The sequence below is a fragment of the Blautia sp. HCN-1074 genome, assembly GCF_037890165.1.
Lineage (GTDB): Bacteria > Bacillota > Clostridia > Lachnospirales > Lachnospiraceae > Blautia_A.
The window spans coordinates 43,664-68,563 of record NZ_JBBKBP010000005.1 but is presented as its reverse complement, the minus strand read 5'-3'; the positions used below and the strand labels follow the sequence as shown (position 1 = coordinate 68,563).

Sequence of the window (24,900 nt, the reverse complement as noted above, 5' to 3'; positions counted from 1 at the left end):
TATGAGGATTTTTGTAACAGGTGTAGGCGGTCAGCTTGGACATGATGTTATGAACGAACTTGCGAGACGCGGCTATGAAGGTGTGGGAAGCGACATTGCTCCTTCCTACAGCGGAATCGCAGACGGCACTGCAGTTACCACAATGCCTTATGTGCAGATGGATATCACTGACAAGACTTCTGTAGAAAAAGTCATCAAAGAAGCAAATGTTGACGCTGTGATCCACTGTGCTGCATGGACAGCTGTAGATGCTGCCGAGGATGAAGAAAATCAGCCGAAGGTCCGTCTGGTAAATGTAACCGGAACCCAGAATATTGCTGATGTGTGCAAAGAGCTTGACATCAAGATGTTGTATCTGTCCACTGACTATGTGTTCGATGGTCAGGGAACCACTCCATGGGAGCCGGACTGCAAGGACTATAAACCATTAAATGTCTATGGACAGACGAAGCTGGACGGTGAACTCGCCGTATCCGATACTGTTGATAAATTCTTTATCGTCCGTATTGCATGGGTATTTGGCAAAAATGGTAAGAACTTTATCAAGACCATGATCAACCTTGGAAAAACTCACGACACACTATCAGTTGTAAATGATCAGATCGGCACACCTACTTATACTTATGATCTGGCAAGACTTCTGGTAGATATGATCGAGACAGAGAAATACGGCTATTACCACGCAACCAATGAGGGCGGATATATCAGCTGGTATGATTTCACAAAAGAAATCTTCCGTCAGGCCGCTGCCATGGGACACCCGGAATATCTCCCGGAAAACATGACAGTCAACTCCGTCACAACTGCAGAGTATGGCGCTTCCAAAGCAGCCAGACCGTTTAACAGCCGTCTGGATAAGAGCAAACTGACAGCCAATGGTTTCACACCACTCCCCACCTGGCAGGATGCACTTGGACGGTATCTGAAAGAACTGGATTTCTGAAAAAATCCGGCAAAACACTCAAAAGCCTGGTGTTTTGCCGGATTTTCTATTCTTCTCTATGCAGTTTTCTTCTTTTGCGCTGTCTGCCATACGCAGCATCCCACGATCAGAAGCAGTCCCAAAATATCCGTCATAAGCGTTGGATTGATAAGCATCAGTCCTCCTACAGCCAACATAACGCGGACAATTGCAGGCATCTTCACAAACAGAAAACCTTCCAGTGATGCTGACAGACCAAATACGCCGATTAGTGAAGTGATAAAAATCTGAACTACACTGACAGCAGTGGTATCGATCAGAAGCATGGACGGATTGAAGCAGAATACATACGGCACAATGAATACCGCGATAGCCAATTTCGAAGCTGTAAATGCAGTCTTCATTGGGTTCGATTTTGCGATTGCAGAACCTGCATAAGCAGCAAGTGCTACCGGCGGTGTAATATCTGCTACAATGCCGAAGTAAAATACAAAGAAGTGAGCTGCCATAATCGGCACTCCCATACGTACCAGAATCGGTGCACAGGTTGCTGCCATGATACAGTAGTTTGCAGTAGTCGGAACACCCATACCAAGAACAATACAGCAAAGCATTGTCAAAAGAAGCGCAATGATTAACTTTCCGTTTGCAACACTGATGATTCCGTTGATCAGGTCATTTGCAAGACCTGTCATAGTAATGGAACCGGAAATAATACCTGCAACACCACAGGCTACAGCTACAGAAATAACACCTCTTCCACCTGCTTCCAAGGCATCAAGACATTTTGTAACACTGATTCTGTTCTCTTTATCAAACAGACTTACTATAATAGAAAGAACGATTGCATAACTTGCGGCTTTCTGCATTGTCATATAGTTTCCTGATACCCAGATAACTAGCATGATCAACGGTAATAACAAATAAATCTTACGAATCAGGATCTTAAATACAGGAAGTTCTTCTTTCGGAATACCGGAGAGCCCCAGTTTCTTAGCTTCCAGATGAACTGCGATAAAGATTCCAGTAAAATACAGCAATGCCGGCAGGATTGCCCTGACGATGATCTGTGAATAGGGTACTCCTATAAAATCAGCCATAAGGAATGCAGCAGCGCCCATAATCGGCGGCATGATCTGTCCGCCTGTAGAAGAAGCCGCTTCTACTGCACCTGCAAACTCCGGCTTGTATCCGGTCTCTTTCATCATAGGGATAGTAACAGAACCTGTGGTAACTGTATTACCTACAGAAGAACCTGAAACCATTCCACAAAGAGCAGAACTGATAACTGCTACCTTCGCAGGGCCACCTGCATATTTTCCGGCCACACAGTTCGCAAGCTGGATAAAGAAATTGGAAATTCCTGTTCTCTCCAGGAATGCCCCAAAAATAATAAACACTACAATATACTTAGAGCATACATTTACAGGTGTGGAAAAAATACCCTCTTTTGTATAAAAAAGGTTGCGTACCAGGAATTTCACCCTGCCAAAAAACGCCGGGTTTGTAAGTCCTACAGCCAGCGCATAGATCAGGAAAAAGCCGGCTACAATCAGGATTGGCAAACCAACACAACGTCTGGTAAGCTCAACAAGTGCCAGAATGCCAATAATGCCGATGATAATCTGATAGATTTCAAATCTGGTACCCTGATTGATAATCTTATTTGCGTTAAAGGTGAAATACAAAAAAGCACCTGTGCCAAGCAACATAAAAATAATATCGCTTATCGGCATATAATTCTCTCTGATGTCACACTTCTTTGCAGGATAAGTCAGAAACCCGATCAGAACGATCAGTCCCAGGAAAGAAGTCAGTCGGATTTCCTCCAGGAAGGTTGCAAAAAGTGTTACATAAATACACCACAGTGAGAAGGCGATGAGAATTCCGCGGATAGCAATCTTATATTTTCCTGTCCATATACGGATATTAGACTCACGGTCATATTTTTTCATAACCGCATCTACATCAGCTCCCTCAGACTCTGACTGTCCCACCGGAGATGTATTTACTTTTTTACTGTTATATTCTTTCATACCGGTTATTCCCCTTTCGTGTCAACTGTAATTCCATGCTCTGCATAGTAACGTGCAGCACCTTCATGGAACGGTATCGTCATACCTGTAGTGGCATTCTCCAGGGAAAGCTCCTCTCCCTTTGCATTCTCGGATGCAATCTCATCTGCATGGTCAAAAATAGCAGCCGTCATATCGTACACTGTATCATCGTCCAGATTCTCAGATACAACAATTGTTGCCTTAACGGTGATTGTCTCTACCGGTTCATCCTGTCCCGGATAGGTTCCTGCCGGGATCTGGTAGGATGTATAATATGGACAGTCACTCAAAATTGAATCCCTGATCGCACCGTCAATATTGATCATATAGACACCATTGGTAGTTGCAAGCTCTGTGATAGCTGTCGTAGGTGCACCTGCAACAATAAATGCAGCATCAATTTTTCCATCCTTCAAAGATTCCTTGCTGTCCTCAAAAGACAGATACTGGGGATGGATATCATCCAGGGTAATGCCGCCTGCATTTAAAACATCCAGCGCATTGAAATATACGCCGGAATTTGCCGCACCGATAGATACGCTCTTGCCTTTCAGATCTTTCACTGTCTTAATGTCAGGATCCATGGTAAACAGCTGGACAGTCTCTGCATACAGGCCACCCAGAGTCCTGAAATCATGGGTTGCACCGTCCTGTTCAAATGCTCTTACGCCGTCCCATGCATAGGCCATTACATCTGACTGGACAAATCCAAGCTGGAAATCTCCGTCCTGTACTGACTGCAGATTCGCTTTGGAACCACCTGTAGAAACTGCTGTAACCTTTACATTTGTATTATTGGTAATATACTGGGCCAGCACACCACCGTAGGAATAATACGTTCCCGCCGTACCGCCGGTACCGAACGTCAGACGTTCTTTACTTTGTCCGCAGCCGCTCAGAAGGCTGACTGCAAGTGCAAGAGTCAAAACAAGGCCAACAAGCCTGCCAGCTTTTCTCCTGCCTCTGAAAAGCTCTTTGTTTCTCATAAATCCATCTCCTTCAGGTACATAATATTTCAAATTATGTTACTGTTCACTCCGTTCACAGCAACACGCTTCGCGATGCACAGAATTTATGCTCATCGCATAAATTCGCGCGGTATGTCTCGGGTTTTCTGTGACCTTCGCTCACAAAAAACACCTCGCGGGATATTACCAGCGAACAATAACTGAATTATATCATATTTTTTCAAAAAATGATAATCTTTATTGAATAATCTTACAAAAAACGTTACAATAAAAAAAACATGGATAACAAAATAAATAATAACCCAATGGAGGTATCTATTATGTCCGAAAGAAAATACCCTGTCATCACAATCAGCCGGGAGTTTGGTGCCGGGGGACACAGTATTGCAAGAGTAGTTTCAGAAAGGCTTGGTATCCCATATTACGATCGGGATTTCGCAAAACAGGCTGCTGCCAGAAGCGGATATTCCCAGGAGGATATTGATCGTGAGGGTGAAAATCTGAGCCGCAGTGCCAGACTTCTGGACAACATTCTGAATAACTCTGCAAGCTATTTCAGTTCCCATGATGCCATTTACCAGGCTCAGAAAGAGCTGATCCTCCAGTTCGCAGCAGAACAGGACTGTATTATTATCGGCCGCTGTTCCAATCTTATCCTGCGAAACGCCGGTATTCCCAGTCTGGATATTTTCCTTCATGCAGATGTAAATCTCCGCACAGAACATATTCAGAAATTAGGCTTAAACGGAAAGGAAGATCCCAGAAAATATCTCACAAAAATGGATAACCTGCGTGAAACCTATTTCAAAACCTATACAAAACATGAGCTTGGCACTTATCATGATTATGACCTGTGTCTGGATACCGGAAGCCTTGGATACGATAACTGTATTGAGATTATCACTTCACTTGCAAAACAGCAGGGGTTGAATCTGAAGCATCAGTAGAAGGATCACTGTCAGCTATAAAACAGCAACAAGGCTGTGGCAATCAGAAAATCTGCGCCACAGCCTCCTTATTTCATTCCTTTTAATAATTGTTTCTCAGTTTCTTTTATTTCACAAACTCATCCAGAGAACTGATCTGGATTCCTTCTTTTGCAAAAGCTTCTCTGATTTTTTCCACAAATTCCAGAGCCTTGGCTCCATCTCCATGAACGCAGATGGAATCTGCCTGAATATCAATGTCTTTTCCTGTAATTGCAGTAATCTTTTTCTCCTTGACCATACGGATCACTCTGGCAATAGCCTCATTTTCATCAGTGATCACAGCACCTTCCTTACGTCTGTTTACCAGAGTACCATCTTCTTCATAGGCGCGGTCTGCAAAAACCTCCATAGCTGTACGCAGACCCATATCCTGAGCTGCCTTTGCCAGCTGTCCGCCGGAAAGAGCAAGTACGATCAGACTGCTGTCAAATTCTTTGATTCCCTCACAGATCGCAGTAGAAAGAGCATAATCTTCTGCAGCCATATTATATAAGGCTCCATGAGGCTTTACATGCTGCATTTTTACACCGGTTACTCTGCAGAATGCATCCAGTGCACCCAGCTGATAGAGCACATAGGCTTTTGCCTCTGCAGGAGAAACACTCAGATTTCTTCTTCCGAAGCCCATCAGATCAGGAAAACCCGGATGTGCTCCTATACGGATTCCCGCTTCCTTTGCCATTGCCAGCGTATTTCCCATAACTACCGGATCTGAAGCATGATAACCGCAGGCTACATTTGCAGAGGAGATCAGCGGAATGATCTTATCATCATTACCGATTTTATAGTTTCCAAAACTTTCTCCCAGATCACTGTTTAAATCTACTGTATACATTTACCTTACCTCTTTTTTATTTATCATCCCTTAATTTTCAGCACATTCTCAATAAATCCGGTATCTGCTTTTCCCTCACAGAATACATTATTCTTCATAATCTGATACTGGAAATCAAGGTTTGTCTCCACACCCATGACCACCATCTCATCCAGCGCAGAGCGCATTTTCTGCAGTGCTGCCTCTCTGTCAGGTGCATGGACGATTACCTTCGCGATCATGGAATCATACTCTGACGGAATCTTATAACCTGTATAAAGGGCAGTATCCACCCGGACTCCGTTGCCTGCCGGAAGATGCATATGCTGTACTACTCCGGGACTTGGCATGAAATTCTTTTCTGGAATCTCTGCGTTGATACGGCATTCAATAGCATGTCCTTTAATCCGGATATCTTCCTGTTTAAAGCTTAACTCCTCTCCCATAGCCACACGGATCTGCTCAATGATCAGATCTGTACCTGTAACCATCTCTGTTACTCCATGCTCAACCTGGATTCTGGTGTTCATTTCCATGAAATAGAAGTTGCCTTTTGGATCTACGATAAATTCAATAGTTCCTGCATTGGTATAACCTACTGTTTTCGCAGCAAGAACTGCATATTCATTCATTTTCCTGCGGGTTTCTTCATCAATGGCAGGGGACGGGGATTCCTCAATCAGCTTCTGATGATTTCTCTGTACCGAACAGTCACGCTCTCCCAGTGCCACCACATTTCCATGACTGTCTGCCATAATCTGGATTTCCACATGGCGGGGATTTTCTACAAAACGTTCAATGTACATGGTATCATCTCCGAAAGCATTGGCTGATTCTCTCTGTGCCATATTAAACTGAAACTCAAATTCATCCTCATTGGCAGCTACACGCATACCCTTACCGCCGCCTCCTGATGAAGCCTTAATCATAACCGGATATCCGATCTCTTCAGCCAGCTTTTTACCTGTTTCTGCATCGTATACAGGTTCTTTTGTTCCGGGTACAACCGGTACACCGGCATCCATCATGGTTTTACGGGCATGGGATTTATTTCCCATCTTATCAATAACATCTGCATCCGGTCCGATAAAAGTAATTCCGTTTTCTTTACATTTACGTACAAACTCACTGTTTTCTGAAAGAAAGCCAAAACCGGGATGGATAGCATCTGCTCCCATATTTTCTGCTGCAGCAATGATCCGGTCCATGTTCAGGTAGCTGTTTCTGGCAGGACCTTCTCCGATACAGATACGCTGGTCTGCCAGCTGTACATGAAGGCTCTTAGCATCTTCTTTTGAATAAACAGCCACACTTCGGATCCCCAGATTCCTGCAGGCACGTATAATCCGGACTGCAATTTCCCCACGGTTGGCGATCAAAATTTTATTAAACAATATGAAAGCCTCCTTATCCTACAGTCTCTTAACGCGGAACAGAGGCTGTCCGTATTCTACTTTCTGTTCATTGCTTACCAGAACTGCTTCAATCTCACAGTCATAGTCACTCTGGATCTCATTCATAAGCTTCATAGCTTCCAGAATGCAGACTGTCTGTCCTGCTTTTACCTGATCTCCCACCTTTACAAAAGCAGGTACATCCGGAGCAGCAGCAGAATAGAAAGTTCCTACGATAGGAGAAGTGATAAACAGACTCTCCTCCTCTTCTTCCTCAGCCTTTTCCACAGTTGTATTCACAGGTGCAGATGCAGCCACAGGTACTCCCGCTGCAACTACAGGAGGATGATCCAGCTTGCTCATTGTAATCTTTACATCCTTGTCCTTATATGTGAATTCGTTAAGGGATGAATCCTCAATAATCTTTACCAATCCTTCAATCTTCTCTAAATCCATCGAACATTATCCTTTCTGTCTATTCTATATTATTTTTTATAGTTATTCTTCAAACAGCTTACGCAGTCTCTTTGCCACCAGACGGCAATCCAGAACCTCTTTACATGGCTGATGAATGATCTTTCTCAGCCCGTCAAGTTCTTTCATTTCCTCAACATAAAGAGCCTGAGCCTCCTGTACGGTAATTGCCTTGAAATGTATCTTATCATCTGTTTTTCTCTGTACCAGCTTGGGAATATCCACAGATGCTACTGTGGCAATTTTCCCATAACCGCCTGTTGTCTGACGGTCAGCCAGCAGAATGATAGGTTTACCATGGGAAGGTACCTGTATAGCCCCAAATGCGATTCCGTCGGAAATAATATCCGAAGTCTCCTTAGGTGCAATAAACGGTCCCTCCAGCCTGCAGCCCATACGGTCAAATTCATTTGTCACCGTATACTCACTGCACAGGAAAGTCTGGATGCCCTGTTTGCTGAACATACCATCCTGCGGTCCCATTACTACCCGCAGTGTTGCTTCTGTCTGATCAAACTCATCCATATCAAGCTTTCGGGAAAGGAAAAACGGCAGATAACGTCTCTTAATACGAAATCCGATATAATCGTCCGCTTCCAGTTTTCTTCCCTTAAATCCGCCCAGACCACTCTTTAAATTGGTGCATCGGCTTCCCATCACTACCGGAATATCCAGATAACTGGAAAAAGCAATATAACCTCTGCTTCCTGTTCTTGCACTTCCAAATTTCAGTACATCTCCCTTATTCATATACAGGGCTGTATACATGGGAGCCGGCTCTCCATTAATGGTTGGCTGGAAATCTCCGCCTGTGATCGCGATGATAGTAGCTGATGTAAATTCGAGGGTCGGACCTATCAGCGTTATCTCCAATACTGCCTCATTCTCCGGATTATCCAGAAGAAGATTGGCTATTTTGAATGAACGGACATCCATGACTCCTGCTACACTGAATCCCTGACTCTGATATCCATAACGTCCCAGATCCTGAACCGTTGTCATCATTCCGCCTTTTAATATACGAATTCCCATTTTATGCCTCCTCATGAACGGTGCACTGGTATTCGCCACGTTCTACTAATTCTCTGATCCGTTTGTACTCCTCTTCATCGATCGGTACAAAGCGGATATAATCTCCTGCCTCTACCAGAATCGGGATGTTGCGGTCCGGATCATAGGTTTTTACGGGTGTCATTCCCATTAGCTGCCATCCTCCCGGAGAATCCAGGGGATAAATTCCTGTCTGTGAACCACCGATCCCCACACTTCCTGCATTGATCTTGATTCTGGGATTGGCAAGACGGGGTGTATGGAGCCTTTCATCCAGCCCGCCCAGATAACAAAAGCCCGGAAGAAAACCAAGCATATAGATCAGGTAATCTCTGGAAGAATGAATCTTTATCACTTCCTCTACAGAAAGTCCGGCATGTTCTGCAATATTCTCAATATCCGGACCATATTCACCTCCATAGCATACAGGAATCTCATAAACTTTTCTGCATCCTTCACCTGCTGTAACTTCCATCTTTAACAGAATTTCCAGTCTTTTTTTCAGGTCATCGTAGGAAATCACACGCGGGTCATAATTAACCAGCAGAGAACAGAACGCAGGGATCATATCTACAACTCCCTCTATATGCTGTTCTCTCATAAGCTGTACAATGGCAGTGATCTTCCGGTTGATCTCCGGACTGATCTCTTTGCCAAATTCAACCAGAACAGAAGAATCACCTTCTGTTAAAATTCTAATGTCCGGCATAATCTGCTCCTCTTTTCTTAATCTTTTTTACCATATGTTTTTATAGCTGTTAATGAACCAAAAAGGTGTAACCTGGACGATCACACCTTTTTGATATACTCTCCAGTCTGAAAACCGGATACATTTTCCTCAATTATAACAATGTACCGATCTTAGATACAAATGTAGTTACACCGAGGTATGCTGTAAGAACTACCACGATCACTCCAAGAATGGTAAGTACTACCGGATGATGATAATTCTCTCCCATAATGGATTTCTTATGTGCAGCGATCAGGCAGATTGCCAGGGTGATCGGAAGGATCAGACCGTTCACAGCACCTGCAAGCACAAGAAGTACTGCCGGATTGCCAAGAATAAACATAATTGCTGTGGAAATAATGATAAATCCGATGATCACTTTATTTTCATTTTCTTCAATAGACTTACTGAAAGTCTTAAGGAAAGAAACAGAAGTATAAGCCGCACCAATGATGGATGTGATGGCCGCGCACAGAAGAACCAGACCTGCAAACCGGTATCCGATTTCACCAGCCCCCTGCTTAAAGGCATCTGCTGCAGGATTTGCAGCATCCAGTGTTACACCCTTGACAACAACACCCAGAACAGCCAGGAACAGGAAAATACGTACAATAGTGGCAATGATCATACCCATAACAGAACTCTTATTAATCTCTTTCAGGTTCTTCTCGCCTGTAATTCCTGCATCGATCAGACGGTGTGCGCCTGAGAAAGTGATATATCCTCCAACAGTTCCTCCCAGAAGTGTAAGGATTGCAGGAATCAGATTTGTGGCACCGGCTTCCGGTACAAATGTATTCTTCAATGCACTTCCTACCGGTGGTTTTACCACAATGATCACAACAAAGATTACGATAATCATAATGGCACCCAGTACCTTGGTAATAGTATCCATGGCACTTTTGGCATTTTTCAGTACAAATACCAGGATTGCCAAAAGACCTGCCAGTATGTAACCAACTTTGGTAGGTATTCCAAGCAATGTGTTAAAACCAAGTGCTCCGCCACCTACGTTTCCGATATTAAATACCAGACCACCAAATACAATCAGTATAGATACCAGATATCCCAGTCCCGGAAGTACCTTATTGGAAACATCCTGTCCACGAAGTCCGGTTACACAAAGCACGCGCCAGATATTCATCTGTGCAATGGCTGCAAGGATTACGGAAACCAGGATAACAAATCCAAAACTTGCCTGATACTGCCCGGTAAAGGTTGCTGTCTGTGTCAGGAATCCAGGTCCGATTGCAGATGTGGCCATCAGAAACGCTGCGCCAAGTAAGGCTCCACCACTTTTTTTCTTTTCGCTCATTTTTATTGCCCCCTTTTCATGTTATTATTGCTCATTATACTAAAAAATGAATATTTACACAAGCAAAAGTTGTTTTGACAACTTTTGATATCGAATTTTTATAATCTATATTTTGTAATAAAAAACAGCAAAGGAGTGCCCGGATTCCCATCCGATACAGCTCCCTTGCTGTTTTTTTCAGTCATGCGGATATAATCATCCACTTTGTTGTTCACTCACATAACCGAATAACTGCTTTGCACTTTATTCAGTTAAAATGTAAATTTATCTGCAAAATATGCATCCAGTTCATCGATCTTCACACGAACCTGTTCCATGGTATCACGGTCACGGATTGTAACTGCTCCGTCATTTTCGGACTCAAAATCATAAGTTACACAGAACGGAGTACCGATCTCATCCTGTCTTCTGTAACGTTTACCGATGTTTCCACGGTCATCATACTCACAGTTATATTTCTTGCTTAACTGCTGGTAAATCTTCTCTGCACCCTCATTAAGTTTCTTGGAAAGAGGAAGCACACCAATCTTAACAGGTGCAAGTGCCGGATGGAAATGAAGAACTGTACGAACATCATTCTTCTCTGCATCCAGAACTTCTTCGTCATATGCGCTGCACAGGAATGCAAGTACCACACGGTCAGCTCCAAGTGACGGCTCGATTACATATGGAATGTATTTCTGTTTCTTCTCATCATCAAAGTATGTCAGATCCTGTCCTGATACGTTCTGATGCTGTGTCAGGTCATAGTCTGTTCTGTCAGCGATTCCCCAAAGCTCGCCCCATCCGAATGGGAACAGGAACTCTACGTCAGTAGTAGCTTTGCTGTAGAAGCTTAACTCTTCTGCATCATGGTCACGATAACGAACTTCTTCATCCTTCAATCCAAGAGAATGTAACCAGTTCAGGCAGAAGTTCTTCCAGTATGCAAACCACTCAAGGTCTGTATCCGGCTCGCAGAAGAATTCAAGTTCCATCTGCTCGAACTCACGTGTACGGAATGTGAAGTTACCCGGTGTGATCTCGTTACGGAAAGATTTACCGATCTGACCGATACCAAACGGAATCTTCTTACGGGATGTTCTCTGAACATTCTTAAAGTTTACGAAAATACCCTGAGCTGTCTCAGGTCTTAAATATACAGTATTCTTGGCATCCTCTGTAACACCCTGGAATGTTTTGAACATCAGGTTGAACTGACGGATATCTGTAAAGTTATGTTTGCCGCATGTAGGGCATGGTACATTGTGATCTTTAATGAAGTTCATCATTTCTTCCTGAGACCATCCATCTACAGAGCTCTCCAGTTCAATTCCGTTCTCCTGGCTGAAATCCTCAATGATCTTGTCTGCGCGGAAACGCTCATGACATTCCTTACAGTCCATCAGCGGATCAGAGAAGCTTCCCAGATGTCCGGATGCTACCCATGTCTGCGGATTCATCAGAATCGCACAGTCAACACCTACATTGTATGGGGATTCCTGAATAAATTTCTGCCACCATGCACGTTTTACATTATTCTTTAATTCCACACCAAGATTACCATAATCCCATGTGTTTGCAAGACCTCCGTAAATCTCAGAGCCCGGGTAAACAAATCCTCTTGCTTTTGCCAGAGCTATGATTTTGTCCATTGTTTTTTCCATCACAATTCTCCTCGTTCTTTTTTAGGATAATTTATCTCTTTTTGAGATAATTAATTACTGTCTGCTTTGATATCTTTCTGATTTTTCAACGCAATAAACAGCTACAGCTACTGCTATTATAACTGCATCCGTTTTCTTTTTCAAGGTATCTCAGCTCATTATTTCCAGAATTTCCAGACTTTTGAACCGTTTTTCGGTGTTTGAGGCAACATACGTATGAATATGTCGTTCCAGTTCATAGAGTACTTCCTCTGTCACAGTAAATGTATAAAGTTTGCCAAGAGATGTGGTCACTATGTATTGCATAGCATACAAGGCAGGTGCCGATATCCTCTTTGCATCATTTACCTGTCCCAGACAATGTTTGTCCAGAATCCCATGATTCTGCTGGGAAAAGAATATCTCCTCTCCCTCCACCGGCTGTCTTTCACAGCATACACAATGAAACAGCGATGGACACAATCCCTGCGCGGCCATCATGCGAAGTTCAAAGATACAACGCACCAGCCGGTCTTCAATATGTGGATTCAAGAGAGCCTTTACTGTCACATACAGAAGATTCATGGATTCTTTCTCGTCCGTACCCTCCTGGCCGAAATAATCCGCAAGCTCCAGAAAATAATATCCGTAATAGATTCCCGGCTGTTCTCCTGCCAGTTCTACAAAGTGATGAGTTATGGATACCTGATTCAGATTATAACTGGAACGACCTTCATAAAGGGTAAATGTTCCAAATACAAAAGGATTTGCAGCTGCCAGAAACTGACTGTTCGGACGGCGTGCTCCCTTTGCAAATGCAGATATCTTTCCTCTCTCTCTTGTGAGAAGAACGATCCTCTTATCATATTCTCCTACCGGCATGGCAGAGAGCACTACTCCCTGCACTGTTATCAAATCACTCATTCACTCTGTTCCTTAAATACTTTTTATTACTTTTAATACCTTTGGTACACCGGATAACTCTATGATACTCTATCAGATTTCTTTCTTATCGTAACCAAAGTTCTTAATCAAAAAATCACTGTCTCTCCAGTCTTTCTTTACTTTTACCCAAAGTTTCAGGTTTACTTTCGATTCCAGCATACGTTCAATCTCGTATCTCGCGTTGCTGCCGATTTTCTTTAACATAGCTCCCTGTTTGCCAATGATAATTCCCTTATGAGACTCTCTCTCACAGATAATGGTCGCATCAATATCCACGATTGGTTTCTTGCCCGGACGTGTTTTCATCTGATCGATAGCAACTGCAATTCCATGAGGAATCTCTGCATCCAGTGCATGGAGAGCTTTCTCGCGGATTACCTCAGCCACAATCTGGCGCTGTGGCTGATCTGTAACTGTATCCTCATCATAAAACATCGGTCCATATGGAAGATATTTCAGAATACATCCAATGATATCCTCTGTGTTCTGTCCTCGCAGTGCAGAGCATGGAATGATTTCCGCAAAATCACATACCTTACGGTAAGTATCGATTGCCGGAAGAATCTCCTCTTTTGAAACGGTATCGATCTTATTAATGATCAGAATCACCGGCACTCCGATATTCTGAAGCTGTTCTGCAATATGGCGTTCTCCCGCACCGATAAATGTACTCGGCTCTACCAGCCACATAATGGCATCCACTTCTTTTAAAGTTCTCTCTGCCACCTGCACCATATATTCGCCCAGCTTATTCTTCGCCTTGTGGATACCCGGTGTATCAAGGAATACGATCTGTCCCTCATCACAGGTATACACTGTCTGGATACGGTTTCTGGTTGTCTGTGGTTTCTTAGATGTGATAGCAATCTTCTGACCGATCAGATGATTCATCAGAGTAGATTTACCAACGTTTGGTCTTCCGATGATTGCTACAAATCCTGATTTAAAATTTTCGTTCATTCTATCCTTTTCCTTATATTATTTTTAACAGTTGACCAGTGATTTCACTTCCATCAGTATATCGGAAGCTTCTGATACCTTGCTCTCACTTCCCACAACACAGATCTGGTCTGCTGCAAGAACTGCTTCAATAATCTCAGCAAGTGCGCGGATATCCTCTACGGACGCATTCAGAATCTGATCACGTTCTTTCTGGATCATCTCTTCTGTCACGCCACAGAAATAAGCTGTTTTGGAAACAGCACCCTTCATCTGAGGTGTCTTCGGTACATCCTTGCCACTGATGGTGCCAATCACATATTTCGTCATATCTCTCTCATCTGCCTGGAAATTACGGATATAATCCGGGATTCCTTTATATACATCCAGAGTACGTTTCAGATGCGGATCACGATAGGAAACCAGATAACTCTCACCATTTCTCTTAAATCCGCTCATACAGCCATAAGCGCCGCCTTTTACACGCAGATTAATCCACAGATAATCATAGCTTAAGATAACTTTCAGAATTTCCAGCGCTCCTGTGTATTCCAGACCTTTCTTCTTAAAGTTACCGGTCTGAGCCACATACTGAACCTGTCCGGAGGTCTTAAATCCCTCATTCTTCTTTGTACAGATCAGTTTATCCTTTGATTTCTCTGCCGGTTCTGTACAAAGTCCTGCCTTTACAGATGCTGCCAGCTTCTTAACTGTTTCCAGAGATTCTTTCTCACCTGTATAACTGATCATAAAGTTCTCCGGGCGGAGAATTTCTTTCATAAGTTTGCGAAGTTCCTCTACAGTTTCATCTTTCCTCTGGTCAAAGTCTTTCTCCAGTTTCTCGATAAACTGATAATATCCGATACCCGCCATCTCATCCTGAAAAGCTGCCATCGGTGAAGAATAAGCAGTTGCTCTCAGTACAGCAGTAGAATGTCCGGCACCTGTCAGGCTTACCTGCGCGCGAGATTTCACAGAAGCAATAATCTCATAGAGACGCTTGGTATCCTCCAGTCTGGAAGTATTAAGAATCTCCTGGATCATTTTGAAAAGAAAATCCATCTTTGTATAAAGTGCCTTACCTCTTACAGAGAACATTGCCTGAAACTCTTCTGTTGAATCTGCTCTGTCAAATACCTCCACTCCACAGTTAATACCACCTGTGTTGGCATTGATCTCATTAAACAGTTCTCCGTATGTGTAATCTTTCGTGTCAACATAGCCCAGTACTGATTTCAGCAATCCCAGATATGGAATCTGTTCCGGTGCAATGCTGTCTGTTTTAAACATCAGATCTACATAACCGATACCATTTGTGCATACATCATGATAAAGGAACAGACTGTCGTCTACAGATAATTCTTCATTTACAAACTTTGCAGCTTCTTTCTTAATGTCACTTCTCTTTAACATTGGAATGCATTCCAGCGCTTCCTGATCCTCCTCAGCTTCCTGATATGCTTCCAGTGCTTTGGTTTTCTCAACCATAGCATTCAGCTCCTGTTCAGAAAGGCTGCTTCTGTATGCTTCCAGTTTTTCTTCCAGCTCTTTCTCACGTTTGGCTGCCAGACCTTTCTTCGGAACAAGGGTAAGAACACAGCCATGAGGGTTCTCAAGAAGATATTTGCGTATCAGTTCCTCAAAATATCCTTCGTTAACTGCAGCTTTCAGTTTCTCAAATACCTCCAGCTGCTGCACCTGTGCGAAAGGATTTCCCTGTTCATACAGCCAGTCTCCCAGAATATCCAGACTGTACATCAGTCCCTTTGGATAAGATGAGAAGTCTGCCTCACGATAACGGAATTCAAAGTAATTGATTCCTGCCTCTATCGCCTTCTTATCGATTCCATTCTTGACAATGTCTCCAAGTACCTGTCGGATCACAGATAAAAATTCTTCTTTCTTATCCGGATTAGAGCCCTTCGCAATTACTGTAAAGTATGGCTGAAGAATACCATCGTCATAAGAGCCATAGACATCCTTACCTGCCTTTGCATCGAGAAGTGCCTGTTTCAGCGGTGCTCCCGGTGCGCTTAAAAGTGCATAATCGAGTACTTCAAACGCCATAGCCATCTGACTGTCTGAAGCATTTCCGGCAACCATGTTATAAGAAAGATACGTATTATCCTCTTCTCCCTCATTCTCTGCAACCGGATACTCCAGTACCACATCCTGGCATTTTTCAAACGCTTTCTGCTCCTGAATCACAGAGTCTACATCCAGATAATCAAAATTGGACAGATAATGCTCATCCAGGAATTTAAGTTTCTCTTCCATATCCATATTTCCATACAGATAAATATAGCTGTTGGATGGATGATAATAAGTTCTGTGGAAATTCAGGAAATTTTCATAGGTAAGGTCCGGAATATTCTTCGGATCACCACCTGATTCGCATCCATAGGTAGTATCAGGAAAAAGGTGATTCATAATCTCACGTTCCAGGACTTCATCCGGTGAGGAAAAAGCACCTTTCATCTCATTGTATACGACACCGTTATATTTCAATGGTCCTTCCGGCTGTTCCAGATGATAGTTCCAGCCTTCCTGGCGGAAAATCTCTTCGCGTTTATAGATATTCGGATAAAATACCGCATCCAGATAAACATGCATCAGATTCTGAAAATCCTGGTCATTACAGCTTGCCACAGGATAGCATGTTTTGTCCGGATAAGTCATCGCATTCAGGAATGTGTTCAGAGATCCTTTTACAAGTTCTACAAAAGGATCTTTTAACGGAAAGTCATTAGATCCGCAAAGTACACTGTGCTCCAGGATATGCGCAACACCAGTGCTGTCCTTAGGCGGTGTACGGAATGCGATATTAAATACTTTATTCTCATCATCATTCTCGATCAGCATGACTCTGGCGCCAGTTTTCTTATGGCGAAGAAGCCATCCCTTAGAATGAATATCTGTCAGTTCCTCTTCTGTCACAACTTCATAAGCTGTCAAATTCTCTTTGTTCATGTATGCCTCCAGTAATTTTTATTGGCGTATCCTTATCTCTTATAATCCGCCTTCTCCCGGAAAATGATCCTCGTAAGCTTCTCTTGCTGCCCTTGTGATGATTTCCAGTTCCTGCTGCATATTAATTTCCTCTGGAAATGCAACTGCAGTCGTATATATATCATTCTGAAGCTTATTCTTTGCACTCTTCTCGCTGATAGGAATAATTCCACACAAAGTTGTATTATATGTCTTGTCCTTCTCACAAAGTTCCATATAAGTCTTTACCATATGGCAGCACTCTCTGTAAAGCAGTTCTCTGTGAAGTTCACTCTTCTCCTGCAATTCTTTGAATTTCATTCTGGCAAGATTCTTCTCAACTTCCTTGCGTGCTCTCTTACCGCCAAACATTCTTCCAGCAGCATCTTTACTGTATTCCATGGCCATCCACAATGCCAGGTATCCATCTGCGCGTGTATCCGGTCCCAGTTCTGAAGGACCGCCATAGCGAATCTCCCAGATTTCTTTTCGAACAGCATTTGTCTCTTCGTCTTCCCCTGCTGCGATAGACTGATCAAGAAACATCTTTCTCTTCATCGGGTCATGCTCTTTGTAATAAAGAGCAATTGTTGGTGTATCTGTCATATATATTTATCCTTTCCAGTTACTGTCTTAAAACTTTTTTCTAACGTATATCACGGTTCTTCATAAGTAAGTTCTGTCTCTGCAAGAGAAAGTGCCTCCTCAATAACCTGATCCATATCCATGTAACGATACATGCCAAGTCTTCCGCCAAAGATCACATTCTTCTCTTCTAATGCGCGGCGCTCATATTTGTCAAACAGCTCACTGTTCTTCGGATCATTTACCGGATAATATGGCTCTTTGCCTTTCTCCCATGCCGCAGGATATTCTCTGGTGATAACAGTCTTTGGCTGTGTACCGAACTCAAAATGCTTATGCTCAATGATTCTTGTATACGGAACCTCATAGTCCGTATAATTTACAACTGCATTTCCCTGATAATTGCCCATATCCAGCACTTCTGTCTCAAATCTTAATGATCTGTATTCCAGCTCTCCATAGCAGTAATCATAGAATTCATCAATCATACCTGTAAAGAGTACCTTATCCGCCTGTGCCGTCAGTTCTTCTCTGTTTGCAAAGAAATCCGTATTCAGGCATACCTGTACGCCCTCAAGAAGTTTCTTCACAATGCGGGTATAACCACCTTTCGGAATTCCCTGATAAGGATCCTTAAAGTAGTTATTATCATAAGTATAACGCAAAGGAAGTCTTTTTATGATAAATGACGGCAGATCTTTACACTCTCTGCCCCACTGTTTCCTTGTATATCCTTCTACAAGCTTCTCATATACATCCTGTCCGACTAGGGCAAGTGCCTGTTCCTCCAGATTCTTCGGATGAGTGATGTGCATTCTTGCGATCTGTCCCTGAATCTTCGCCTTTGCCTCTGCCGGAGTGCGTACTCCCCAGAGCTGATGGAACGTATTCATATTAAACGGCAGGTTATATAATTCATCTTTATAGATTGCAATCGGCGAATTTACGAAATGATTAAATTCTGCAAACTGATTGATATAATCCCATACCTGTTTTCTGGAAGTGTGGAAAATATGTGCACCATATCTGTGTACCTGGATTCCCTCCACTTCTTCTGTGTAAATATTACCGCCAATGTGATTTCTCTTATCGATCACAAGACAGGTTTTTCCCCGTCTGGAAGCCTCATGTGCAAATACCGCACCAAAAAGACCTGCTCCTACTATCAGATAATCATATTTCTTCATGTACGACACCTTCTTCTTCGTAATATAAAAAAGCAGTAACGCTTTTTTTGCGCTACTGCCATTATAACAAATTCATCCGAAAATGGATAGTCTTTCTATTTAATTCTTATTTTGTTACAAAAAACAAATCGGACCGTAGCCTTATTTCCTTCCGGCTACCTCATCGAATACGTCAGTAATCTCTTTAGACGGTGCTTTCGTAGCAAGGCTGAAGATGATGATCATTACAAGGCTGACTGCAAATCCTACTGCCAGAGAGTAAAGACCCGTATAAGTTCCAAGTGTCTGTCCTGCCGCAAGCGGTATGTAATCCCAGATGATAACTGTCAGACCACCGGAAACGATACCTGCAACTGCACCTGCCAGATTTGTTCTTCTCCAGAACAGAGACATAACCACAGTCGGTCCGAAAGCAGCTCCCAGACCAGCCCATGCATTAGATACCAGTCCCATAATACTGCTGTTCGGATTCCACGCAATGATAAATGCCACTACAGAAACAGCGATAACTGTGATTCTCGCAACTGTAAGAACCTCCTTTGAATCTGCATCTTTCTTAACAAACTGATGATATAAATCCTCAGATGCCGCAGATGCTGTTACAAGAAGCTGTGAATCCGCGGTAGACATGATTGCTGCCAGGATTCCACAGAGGAAAATTCCTCCGATAAACGGCAATGCCAGATCTGTAGAAAACAGCTTGTTGATCATCTCGATAAATACACTCTCTGCTGAGGAAGCGCCTTCTTCTCCCAGTACAGCCGGAAGCAGATATGCACGTCCGATCACACCAATAAAGCAGGCAGCTGTCAGCGAAAGAATATCCCATACGATCGCAATCACACTGGATTTCTTTAATTCTTTCTCGTTCTTTACAGCCATAAATCGAGTAAGAATATGCGGCATACCACAATATCCAAGTCCCCATGCCAGCTGGGAAAAGATTTCAATAAATGTATATGGGCGCTCTCCGTTCTCAAATGGATTGAGAAACGCTGCTGCTCCTCCCGGTGCCCCACTTTGAGTCAGAAGATCACTTAAATTTCCACTTAATGTGAAATAAGCAACCAGCGGAACGATCAGCAGACCGATCAGCATCAGTGTTCCCTGTACAAAGTCAGTTACACATACTGCCATAAATCCACCCATAAAGGTATAGCAGAGAATAACTGCTGCTCCGATTGCCAGTGCAATATGGTAATCAATTCCAAATACGGTGTTAAAAAGCTTACCACCTGCTGCAAGCGCAGAGGCTGTATACACCAGGAAAAAGATTACGATCACAATAGATGAAAGTAATAACAAAATTCTCTTCTTATCCTGGAATCTGTTCTCCAGATATGCAGGAATCGTAAGGGAATTGTTTGCTGCGATCGTATATTTACGAAGTCTGTGTGAAATACAGACCCAGTTTAATACTGTACCGATAAATAAACCTACCGCAATCCAGATCTGGCCTGTTCCAAGAGAATAAATTGCTCCCGGAAGTCCCATCAGAAGCCATCCGCTCATATCCGATGCCTGCGCTGAAAGAGCAGCTACCCAGGCGTTCAGACCACGTCCGCCCAGAAAATAGTCTTCTGAGTTGTTTGTCTTTTTCATATAAACTACACCGATAACTATCATGAACAGAAGATAGACCACAAATGCAGATAATATGATCATTGTTGTACTACTCAAATTCTTTCCTCCTTCTTATCATTTAAATACTTTCCTGCCTGCTTCTGTAAAAAGCCCGCAGGATGTTTAGCCTTTACATAACGTAAAAATAACCGCGTACCTCTCTCGTACCCGGTTACTTTACCACATTACCTGTATATCATACAAGTGTATTTCTCATTTTTGGCTATTTTTTTGCCTGTTTTTAGGTTTTACACCTTATTTTGGCATTTTTTATGCCAAAACACCTCGCGGAATAGTGGCGTGTGAAAATTAATAAGAAAGATACTTTTTAGAACCTGTTCTTTTTGACACATGTTTTGCATGAGCTCTTTTTTTATCCTTTTTCAAATAAACATTCTTAATATAGGAAATTAACACTTTCTCTCCATGATCATTAAGAATCCTTAACAGTCCCTCCAGATCTCTCTTCGTCTTTGGATGAATAAACCAAAGCTTCTCTTTACTCTTCATAAAATATTCCAAAGGCTGATGCTGGTCATATTTATCACCCAGATAATTTCTGGACGCGCTGATTCTGTCCATTACCATCTCTGCGATATATTTACGCGGCATAGGAACGCCATTGATAATGTGCTCATCTCCTGGCGCATAATCCACCCAGTATTCAAAATGATGTTTATTTCTGCCCTTATGATGCAGCCAGGACTTAGACAGTCCTGTTTCCTCTCGCTCGGCATTATTCGGGCTTCGGTCTCCCTGATAATATTTACATCCAACCAGAAATTCTACCGGTTCATATTTCGACAAGTCATGGAGCAGTCCCTGTTTATACAGACCTGCCCGGAAACAATAATGCATGACCAGCAGTTTATGTCTGGTTATTGTTTTAAAGTGCAGCCACGGGTGCATCTTTCTTCTCCTCCTCTACTGCCAGCAATACCACGATCGTACGCGGTGCGATCTCCAGCTTCTTACTGTATTTTTCTTCGCTTTCTTTAAGGAAGTAATTTTCTTTTTCGGCACTGGTATCAATCACCTTTTTCCAGCGTTTATGTCTCAGATTAGGAAGGGCAAATTCCCTGGTTTCCCAATGAAAATTATATGCGACATAAACAGAAGCATCATCACTTCCATCCGCTTTTTTTGCATAAGCACCATAGTACATGATTCCAAGTAATCTTGAAGTATTCTCTGAATTCATATACCAGGCACGCTCTCCATGAAGTGAAACATCCGGCAGTCCCTTTGTCTTGTAATCTACGCCCCGCAATTCATCCGGCACGTGAAGGATCGGATGCTCTTTACGAAACGCAATCGCACTTTTTACAAATTCAAGCAGTTCCCGATTCTTCTTCATACCCTTCCAGTCAATCCATCCTACCTGGTTGTCCTGGCAATACGCATTATTATTTCCGTTCTGGGAATTTCCTATCTCATCTCCACCATAAATCAGAGGCACTCCCTGGCTGAGCAGCATCATAAGAAACGCATTTCTTATCTGACGTTCTCTCATCTGACGGACCTGCAACTTTCTGCTTGGTCCTTCCACACCACAGTTCCATGAATAATTGTAGCTGCTGCCATCCTGATTATTCTCCTGATTGGCTTCATTATGTCTGTAATTATAGGTTACCATATCATTCAGGGTAAAGCCATCCTGACAGGCCATGTAGTTGATAACAGCGTAATCTCTCGGATTTCTTCTGAACCTATATGCCGCAACACCAACCATATCTTCATCACTTTTTAAAAATCTGCGCATATCCTGCTGAAATCCCGGCTCATATTGCGCAATACATTTATTATCGGATTTTTTCTTTTTGATAATCTGATCTGCATTAAAATCGTGAAACATCAGTCGTGTATTACTCAGAATCGCATCATGCATAAGAATTTCTGTCGGAACTCCCTCTCCCAGTAAATGAAAGCCGTCCACATGATAATAAAGTTTCCAGAATTGTAATGCCCGCAATACTACGAGCATGTTGCATTCTTTCGGAAAATACATTTCCATAATACAGGCAATTCCAGCCTGATGTAACTTTTTAATCAGTGTCTTAAACTCTTTCTCCGGGTCATCTGTGGCACAGTAAGATCTCTTTGGCGCAAAATAATAGCCTGGTATGTAACCCCAGAAATTCACGCGGCCCTCTGTACGTTTTTCAGATACCATTTCCTCTTTCTCTGCGTCTCTGCATGTGCCGCTTTCCATGAATTCATATGCAGGCATCAGCTCGATCGTATTAATACCCAGTTCTTTCCAGTATGGAATCATTTCTTCCAGGGCCTGAAAAGTTCCTTTCGTACCTGTTACAGTTCGGTTTGTCTTTGTATATCCTCTTACATGTAGTTTATAAAGAATCATTTCATGGTATGGAATTGATGGTTCTTTATCGCCTTCCCAGTCAAATGCCTCATTTCGGAGAAATCCACATCTTACCTTATGAATATCCGCATCCACTGCCGCACCAAATTTCTCTCTTCCCAGAATCCGGTACGCACAGGGATCGATGTAAACTTTTCCATCTACCATAAAATTATATTCATATGCCTCTGGCTGAAAATCCGGGATGGATAACGCATACATATTCCCGATTCTTTCTTCTTGCGTAAAAGGAATCTCCACAAAAGGTTTTCTTGATCTCTTTTTGTAAAGAACCAGAGATGCCTGGCTGCCCTCCGGTACCTCCACTGCAAAATTACAGCCACCTGAGAGCTTATTTGCACCAGGTACAAGAGCCAGCCCCTTTTCTGTTCTTATCTTTCTGCGTTCAACCATCTCTTCGTCTCCTCCATCTTCTTTCTTACTGCTTATGTCTGTCCATATGATATGCCATCCCTGTCAATCGTCACTGTTCTCTCTACGTCTTGCAACATACTTTGTGATGTGCATCAATCTAATTCTATCTCAAGTTCTACCGGACAATGGTCTGAACCCATGATATCAGAATGAATTTCAGCGCCTTTTAGCTTATCTTTCAGCTGTGGAGAAGTGATAAAATAGTCAATTCTCCATCCCGCATTCTTCTCTCTCGCCTTAAAGCGGTAAGACCACCAGGAATATCTTCCTTCCACATCCGGATAAAAATAACGGAACGTATCTATAAATCCGCTCTCAAGTACCTTATCAAAACATGCTCTTTCTTCATCTGTAAAGCCAGCGTTTTTACGATTTGTCTTTGGATTCTTTAAGTCAATTTCTTTATGGGCAACATTGAAATCGCCACAGCAAATCACCGGTTTCTTCTCCTGTAATTTTAAAAGATATGCCAGGAAATCCTCTTCCCAGTGCATACGGTATTCCAGTCTGCGTAATTCACTCTGGGAATTTGGTGTATATACAGTCACAAGATAAAAGTTCTCAAATTCCAGAGTGATCACTCGTCCTTCTTTATCATGCTCTTCGATTCCCAGACCGTAAGCTACAGATATCGGTTCTTTCTTTGTAAAAACAGCAGTTCCGGAGTAGCCGCGTCTGTTCGCATAATTCCAGTACTGATGATATCCCGGAAGTTCCAGTTCTACCTGTCCCTGCTGACACTTCGTTTCCTGCAGGCAAAAAATATCTGCGTCAAGCGCAGCAAAACTCTCTTCAAATCCCTTGCCAATGCAGGCACGGATTCCATTTACATTCCATGAAATTAATTTCATATAAGCTGATCCCCTTATAATCTGAATATTTACTATAAACACTGTCTTTATCCATTATAACACGTTTTGCACCTGTAACAAACATCTTTTTATATTGTAGTGTAGTTACTGAGAACAGCAGCTTGCATTCTTACTGTGTTTCTGCTACAATAAAACGAAATTGAGGCGGCAGATATTTCCCCTCTCACTGATAAAAAAGAAAGAATGAGGAATATAAAATGAGTGACGAATTTACATTTGGCGGATGTAACCCAAGTGACTGCGCTTCCTGCGGCGGCGGATGTGATTCCAGCAGTGGATGTGGCACATCTGAAGAACACAAAACTATCACACTTACCATGGAAGATGATACCGAGGTAGAATGCGCGATCCTTACTATTTTCCCGGTAGATGCAAAAGAATACATTGCACTTCTCCCACTGGACGAGAATGGACAGAACCAGAGTGGTGAAGTTTACCTTTATACATTTGCCCGCACAGAAAGCGGCGATCCTATGCTTTCCAACATCGAAAGTGACGAAGAATACGCAAAAGCTGCTGTTGCTTTTGATACAGTTCTTCAGAACGCAAAGGATTCTCTCGAAAAGATCGACTAATTTAAAATAAGAATCTCTTACATTTTGTAAATGTCGGAGATTCTTATT

The 24,900-nt window shown here is 42.7% G+C and carries 21 protein-coding genes; 3 read left to right on the top strand and 18 right to left on the bottom strand.

Features of this window, described 5'->3' with window-relative positions; translation table 11 throughout:
* The first annotated feature begins 1 nt into the window (after position 1).
* Entirely contained in the window at positions 2–943 is a 942-nt protein-coding gene (gene rfbD / locus WKT11_RS06255; RefSeq protein ID WP_118410956.1) for a dTDP-4-dehydrorhamnose reductase, read from the top strand.
* Positions 944–999: 56 nt separating this feature from the next.
* On the opposite strand, the gene WKT11_RS06250 is transcribed toward rfbD, so the two are convergent.
* Both WKT11_RS06250 and WKT11_RS06245 read right to left on the bottom strand, forming a co-directional pair.
* On the bottom strand, positions 1,000–2,958 hold the full coding sequence (locus WKT11_RS06250) for a TRAP transporter permease (protein WP_117844957.1): 1,959 nt from the start codon (positions 2,956–2,958) through the stop codon (positions 1,000–1,002).
* Between the two features lie 5 nt (positions 2,959–2,963).
* The gene (locus tag WKT11_RS06245; RefSeq protein WP_118609623.1) at positions 2,964–3,965 is read right to left on the bottom strand and encodes a TAXI family TRAP transporter solute-binding subunit; all 1,002 of its coding nucleotides are present in this window, start codon (positions 3,963–3,965) and stop codon (positions 2,964–2,966) included.
* Positions 3,966–4,267: 302 nt separating this feature from the next.
* Here WKT11_RS06245 and WKT11_RS06240 point away from each other — a divergent pair, with 302 nt between their 5' ends.
* On the top strand, positions 4,268–4,894 hold the full coding sequence (locus WKT11_RS06240) for a cytidylate kinase-like family protein (RefSeq protein ID WP_117676263.1): 627 nt from the start codon (positions 4,268–4,270) through the stop codon (positions 4,892–4,894).
* Positions 4,895–5,000: 106 nt separating this feature from the next.
* Here the strand turns inward: WKT11_RS06240 and WKT11_RS06235 are convergent, their stop codons facing one another.
* The 16 genes from WKT11_RS06235 to WKT11_RS06160 all read right to left on the bottom strand — a co-directional run bounded on the left by WKT11_RS06235 (position 5,001) and on the right by WKT11_RS06160 (position 24,256).
* On the bottom strand, positions 5,001–5,771 hold the full coding sequence (locus WKT11_RS06235) for a LamB/YcsF family protein (protein ID WP_117676264.1): 771 nt from the start codon (positions 5,769–5,771) through the stop codon (positions 5,001–5,003).
* 23 nt (positions 5,772–5,794) lie between these two features.
* Positions 5,795–7,144 carry an acetyl-CoA carboxylase biotin carboxylase subunit gene (gene accC, locus WKT11_RS06230; RefSeq protein WP_118247566.1) on the bottom strand — a complete coding sequence of 450 codons (1,350 nt, stop codon included), beginning with the start codon at positions 7,142–7,144 and terminating at the stop codon, positions 5,795–5,797.
* Between the two features lie 18 nt (positions 7,145–7,162).
* Positions 7,163–7,600, bottom strand: coding sequence for an acetyl-CoA carboxylase biotin carboxyl carrier protein (gene accB, locus WKT11_RS06225; RefSeq protein WP_025577217.1), 438 nt, complete (start codon positions 7,598–7,600; stop codon positions 7,163–7,165).
* Between the two features lie 42 nt (positions 7,601–7,642).
* Positions 7,643–8,650: a 5-oxoprolinase subunit C family protein gene (locus WKT11_RS06220; protein ID WP_117676266.1), complete on the bottom strand. Its 1,008-nt coding sequence runs from the start codon at positions 8,648–8,650 to the stop codon at positions 7,643–7,645.
* Position 8,651: 1 nt separating this feature from the next.
* Positions 8,652–9,377 (bottom strand): 5-oxoprolinase subunit PxpB, encoded by a 726-nt coding sequence (pxpB, locus tag WKT11_RS06215; RefSeq protein WP_117676267.1) that lies wholly within the window; start codon positions 9,375–9,377, stop codon positions 8,652–8,654.
* Positions 9,378–9,510: 133 nt separating this feature from the next.
* Positions 9,511–10,713, bottom strand: coding sequence for an NRAMP family divalent metal transporter (locus tag WKT11_RS06210; RefSeq protein ID WP_118630357.1), 1,203 nt, complete (start codon positions 10,711–10,713; stop codon positions 9,511–9,513).
* Positions 10,714–10,964: 251 nt separating this feature from the next.
* Positions 10,965–12,359 carry a glycine--tRNA ligase gene (locus WKT11_RS06205; RefSeq protein WP_022380971.1) on the bottom strand — a complete coding sequence of 465 codons (1,395 nt, stop codon included), beginning with the start codon at positions 12,357–12,359 and terminating at the stop codon, positions 10,965–10,967.
* Between the two features lie 150 nt (positions 12,360–12,509).
* The gene (gene recO / locus WKT11_RS06200; RefSeq protein WP_117844949.1) at positions 12,510–13,262 is read right to left on the bottom strand and encodes a DNA repair protein RecO; all 753 of its coding nucleotides are present in this window, start codon (positions 13,260–13,262) and stop codon (positions 12,510–12,512) included.
* A gap of 72 nt (positions 13,263–13,334) precedes the next feature.
* A complete protein-coding gene (era, locus tag WKT11_RS06195) occupies positions 13,335–14,243 on the bottom strand; it encodes a GTPase Era (RefSeq protein WP_119242429.1) in 909 nt (302 codons plus the stop codon).
* 24 nt (positions 14,244–14,267) lie between these two features.
* Positions 14,268–17,192 (bottom strand): insulinase family protein, encoded by a 2,925-nt coding sequence (locus tag WKT11_RS06190; RefSeq protein ID WP_117676271.1) that lies wholly within the window; start codon positions 17,190–17,192, stop codon positions 14,268–14,270.
* Between the two features lie 39 nt (positions 17,193–17,231).
* Positions 17,232–17,816 carry a DUF6553 family protein gene (locus tag WKT11_RS06185; protein WP_117676272.1) on the bottom strand — a complete coding sequence of 195 codons (585 nt, stop codon included), beginning with the start codon at positions 17,814–17,816 and terminating at the stop codon, positions 17,232–17,234.
* Between the two features lie 50 nt (positions 17,817–17,866).
* Positions 17,867–18,982 carry a UDP-galactopyranose mutase gene (gene glf, locus WKT11_RS06180; protein WP_117676273.1) on the bottom strand — a complete coding sequence of 372 codons (1,116 nt, stop codon included), beginning with the start codon at positions 18,980–18,982 and terminating at the stop codon, positions 17,867–17,869.
* Positions 18,983–19,123: 141 nt separating this feature from the next.
* On the bottom strand, positions 19,124–20,662 hold the full coding sequence (putP, locus tag WKT11_RS06175) for a sodium/proline symporter PutP (RefSeq protein WP_242986786.1): 1,539 nt from the start codon (positions 20,660–20,662) through the stop codon (positions 19,124–19,126).
* Between the two features lie 252 nt (positions 20,663–20,914).
* Entirely contained in the window at positions 20,915–21,514 is a 600-nt protein-coding gene (locus WKT11_RS06170) for a DUF5662 family protein (protein WP_117676275.1), read from the bottom strand.
* Complete coding sequence (locus WKT11_RS06165; protein ID WP_181977696.1) at positions 21,492–23,384, bottom strand: Type II secretory pathway, pullulanase PulA and related glycosidase; 1,893 nt, start codon at positions 23,382–23,384, stop codon at positions 21,492–21,494. Before WKT11_RS06165 ends, WKT11_RS06170 begins: the two co-directional genes overlap by 23 nt.
* 113 nt (positions 23,385–23,497) lie before the next feature.
* A complete protein-coding gene (locus WKT11_RS06160; protein ID WP_117676277.1) occupies positions 23,498–24,256 on the bottom strand; it encodes an exodeoxyribonuclease III in 759 nt (252 codons plus the stop codon).
* Positions 24,257–24,474: 218 nt separating this feature from the next.
* Between WKT11_RS06160 and WKT11_RS06155 the strand changes: the two genes are divergently transcribed.
* Complete coding sequence (locus WKT11_RS06155; RefSeq protein ID WP_117676278.1) at positions 24,475–24,852, top strand: DUF1292 domain-containing protein; 378 nt, start codon at positions 24,475–24,477, stop codon at positions 24,850–24,852.
* The last annotated feature ends 48 nt before the right edge of the window (positions 24,853–24,900 follow it).

What these genes read in the sequence shown, in the direction of transcription:
- WKT11_RS06155 (WP_117676278.1), top strand. Translation starts at nt 24,475, where the DNA reads ATGAGTGACGAATTTACATTTGGCGGATGTAACCCAAGTGACTGCGCT.
- WKT11_RS06205 (WP_022380971.1), bottom strand. Translation starts at nt 12,359, where the DNA reads ATGGAAAAAACAATGGACAAAATCATAGCTCTGGCAAAAGCAAGAGGA.
- WKT11_RS06220 (WP_117676266.1), bottom strand. Translation starts at nt 8,650, where the DNA reads ATGGGAATTCGTATATTAAAAGGCGGAATGATGACAACGGTTCAGGAT.
- WKT11_RS06160 (WP_117676277.1), bottom strand. Translation starts at nt 24,256, where the DNA reads ATGAAATTAATTTCATGGAATGTAAATGGAATCCGTGCCTGCATTGGC.
- recO (WP_117844949.1), bottom strand. Translation starts at nt 13,262, where the DNA reads ATGAGTGATTTGATAACAGTGCAGGGAGTAGTGCTCTCTGCCATGCCG.
- WKT11_RS06210 (WP_118630357.1), bottom strand. Translation starts at nt 10,713, where the DNA reads ATGAGCGAAAAGAAAAAAAGTGGTGGAGCCTTACTTGGCGCAGCGTTT.
- WKT11_RS06170 (WP_117676275.1), bottom strand. Translation starts at nt 21,514, where the DNA reads ATGCACCCGTGGCTGCACTTTAAAACAATAACCAGACATAAACTGCTG.
- WKT11_RS06190 (WP_117676271.1), bottom strand. Translation starts at nt 17,192, where the DNA reads ATGAACAAAGAGAATTTGACAGCTTATGAAGTTGTGACAGAAGAGGAA.
- WKT11_RS06245 (WP_118609623.1), bottom strand. Translation starts at nt 3,965, where the DNA reads ATGAGAAACAAAGAGCTTTTCAGAGGCAGGAGAAAAGCTGGCAGGCTT.
- WKT11_RS06185 (WP_117676272.1), bottom strand. Translation starts at nt 17,816, where the DNA reads ATGACAGATACACCAACAATTGCTCTTTATTACAAAGAGCATGACCCG.
- rfbD (WP_118410956.1), top strand. Translation starts at nt 2, where the DNA reads ATGAGGATTTTTGTAACAGGTGTAGGCGGTCAGCTTGGACATGATGTT.
- glf (WP_117676273.1), bottom strand. Translation starts at nt 18,982, where the DNA reads ATGAAGAAATATGATTATCTGATAGTAGGAGCAGGTCTTTTTGGTGCG.
- WKT11_RS06250 (WP_117844957.1), bottom strand. Translation starts at nt 2,958, where the DNA reads ATGAAAGAATATAACAGTAAAAAAGTAAATACATCTCCGGTGGGACAG.
- WKT11_RS06165 (WP_181977696.1), bottom strand. Translation starts at nt 23,384, where the DNA reads ATGGTTGAACGCAGAAAGATAAGAACAGAAAAGGGGCTGGCTCTTGTA.
- WKT11_RS06240 (WP_117676263.1), top strand. Translation starts at nt 4,268, where the DNA reads ATGTCCGAAAGAAAATACCCTGTCATCACAATCAGCCGGGAGTTTGGT.
- WKT11_RS06235 (WP_117676264.1), bottom strand. Translation starts at nt 5,771, where the DNA reads ATGTATACAGTAGATTTAAACAGTGATCTGGGAGAAAGTTTTGGAAAC.
- pxpB (WP_117676267.1), bottom strand. Translation starts at nt 9,377, where the DNA reads ATGCCGGACATTAGAATTTTAACAGAAGGTGATTCTTCTGTTCTGGTT.
- era (WP_119242429.1), bottom strand. Translation starts at nt 14,243, where the DNA reads ATGAACGAAAATTTTAAATCAGGATTTGTAGCAATCATCGGAAGACCA.
- accB (WP_025577217.1), bottom strand. Translation starts at nt 7,600, where the DNA reads ATGGATTTAGAGAAGATTGAAGGATTGGTAAAGATTATTGAGGATTCA.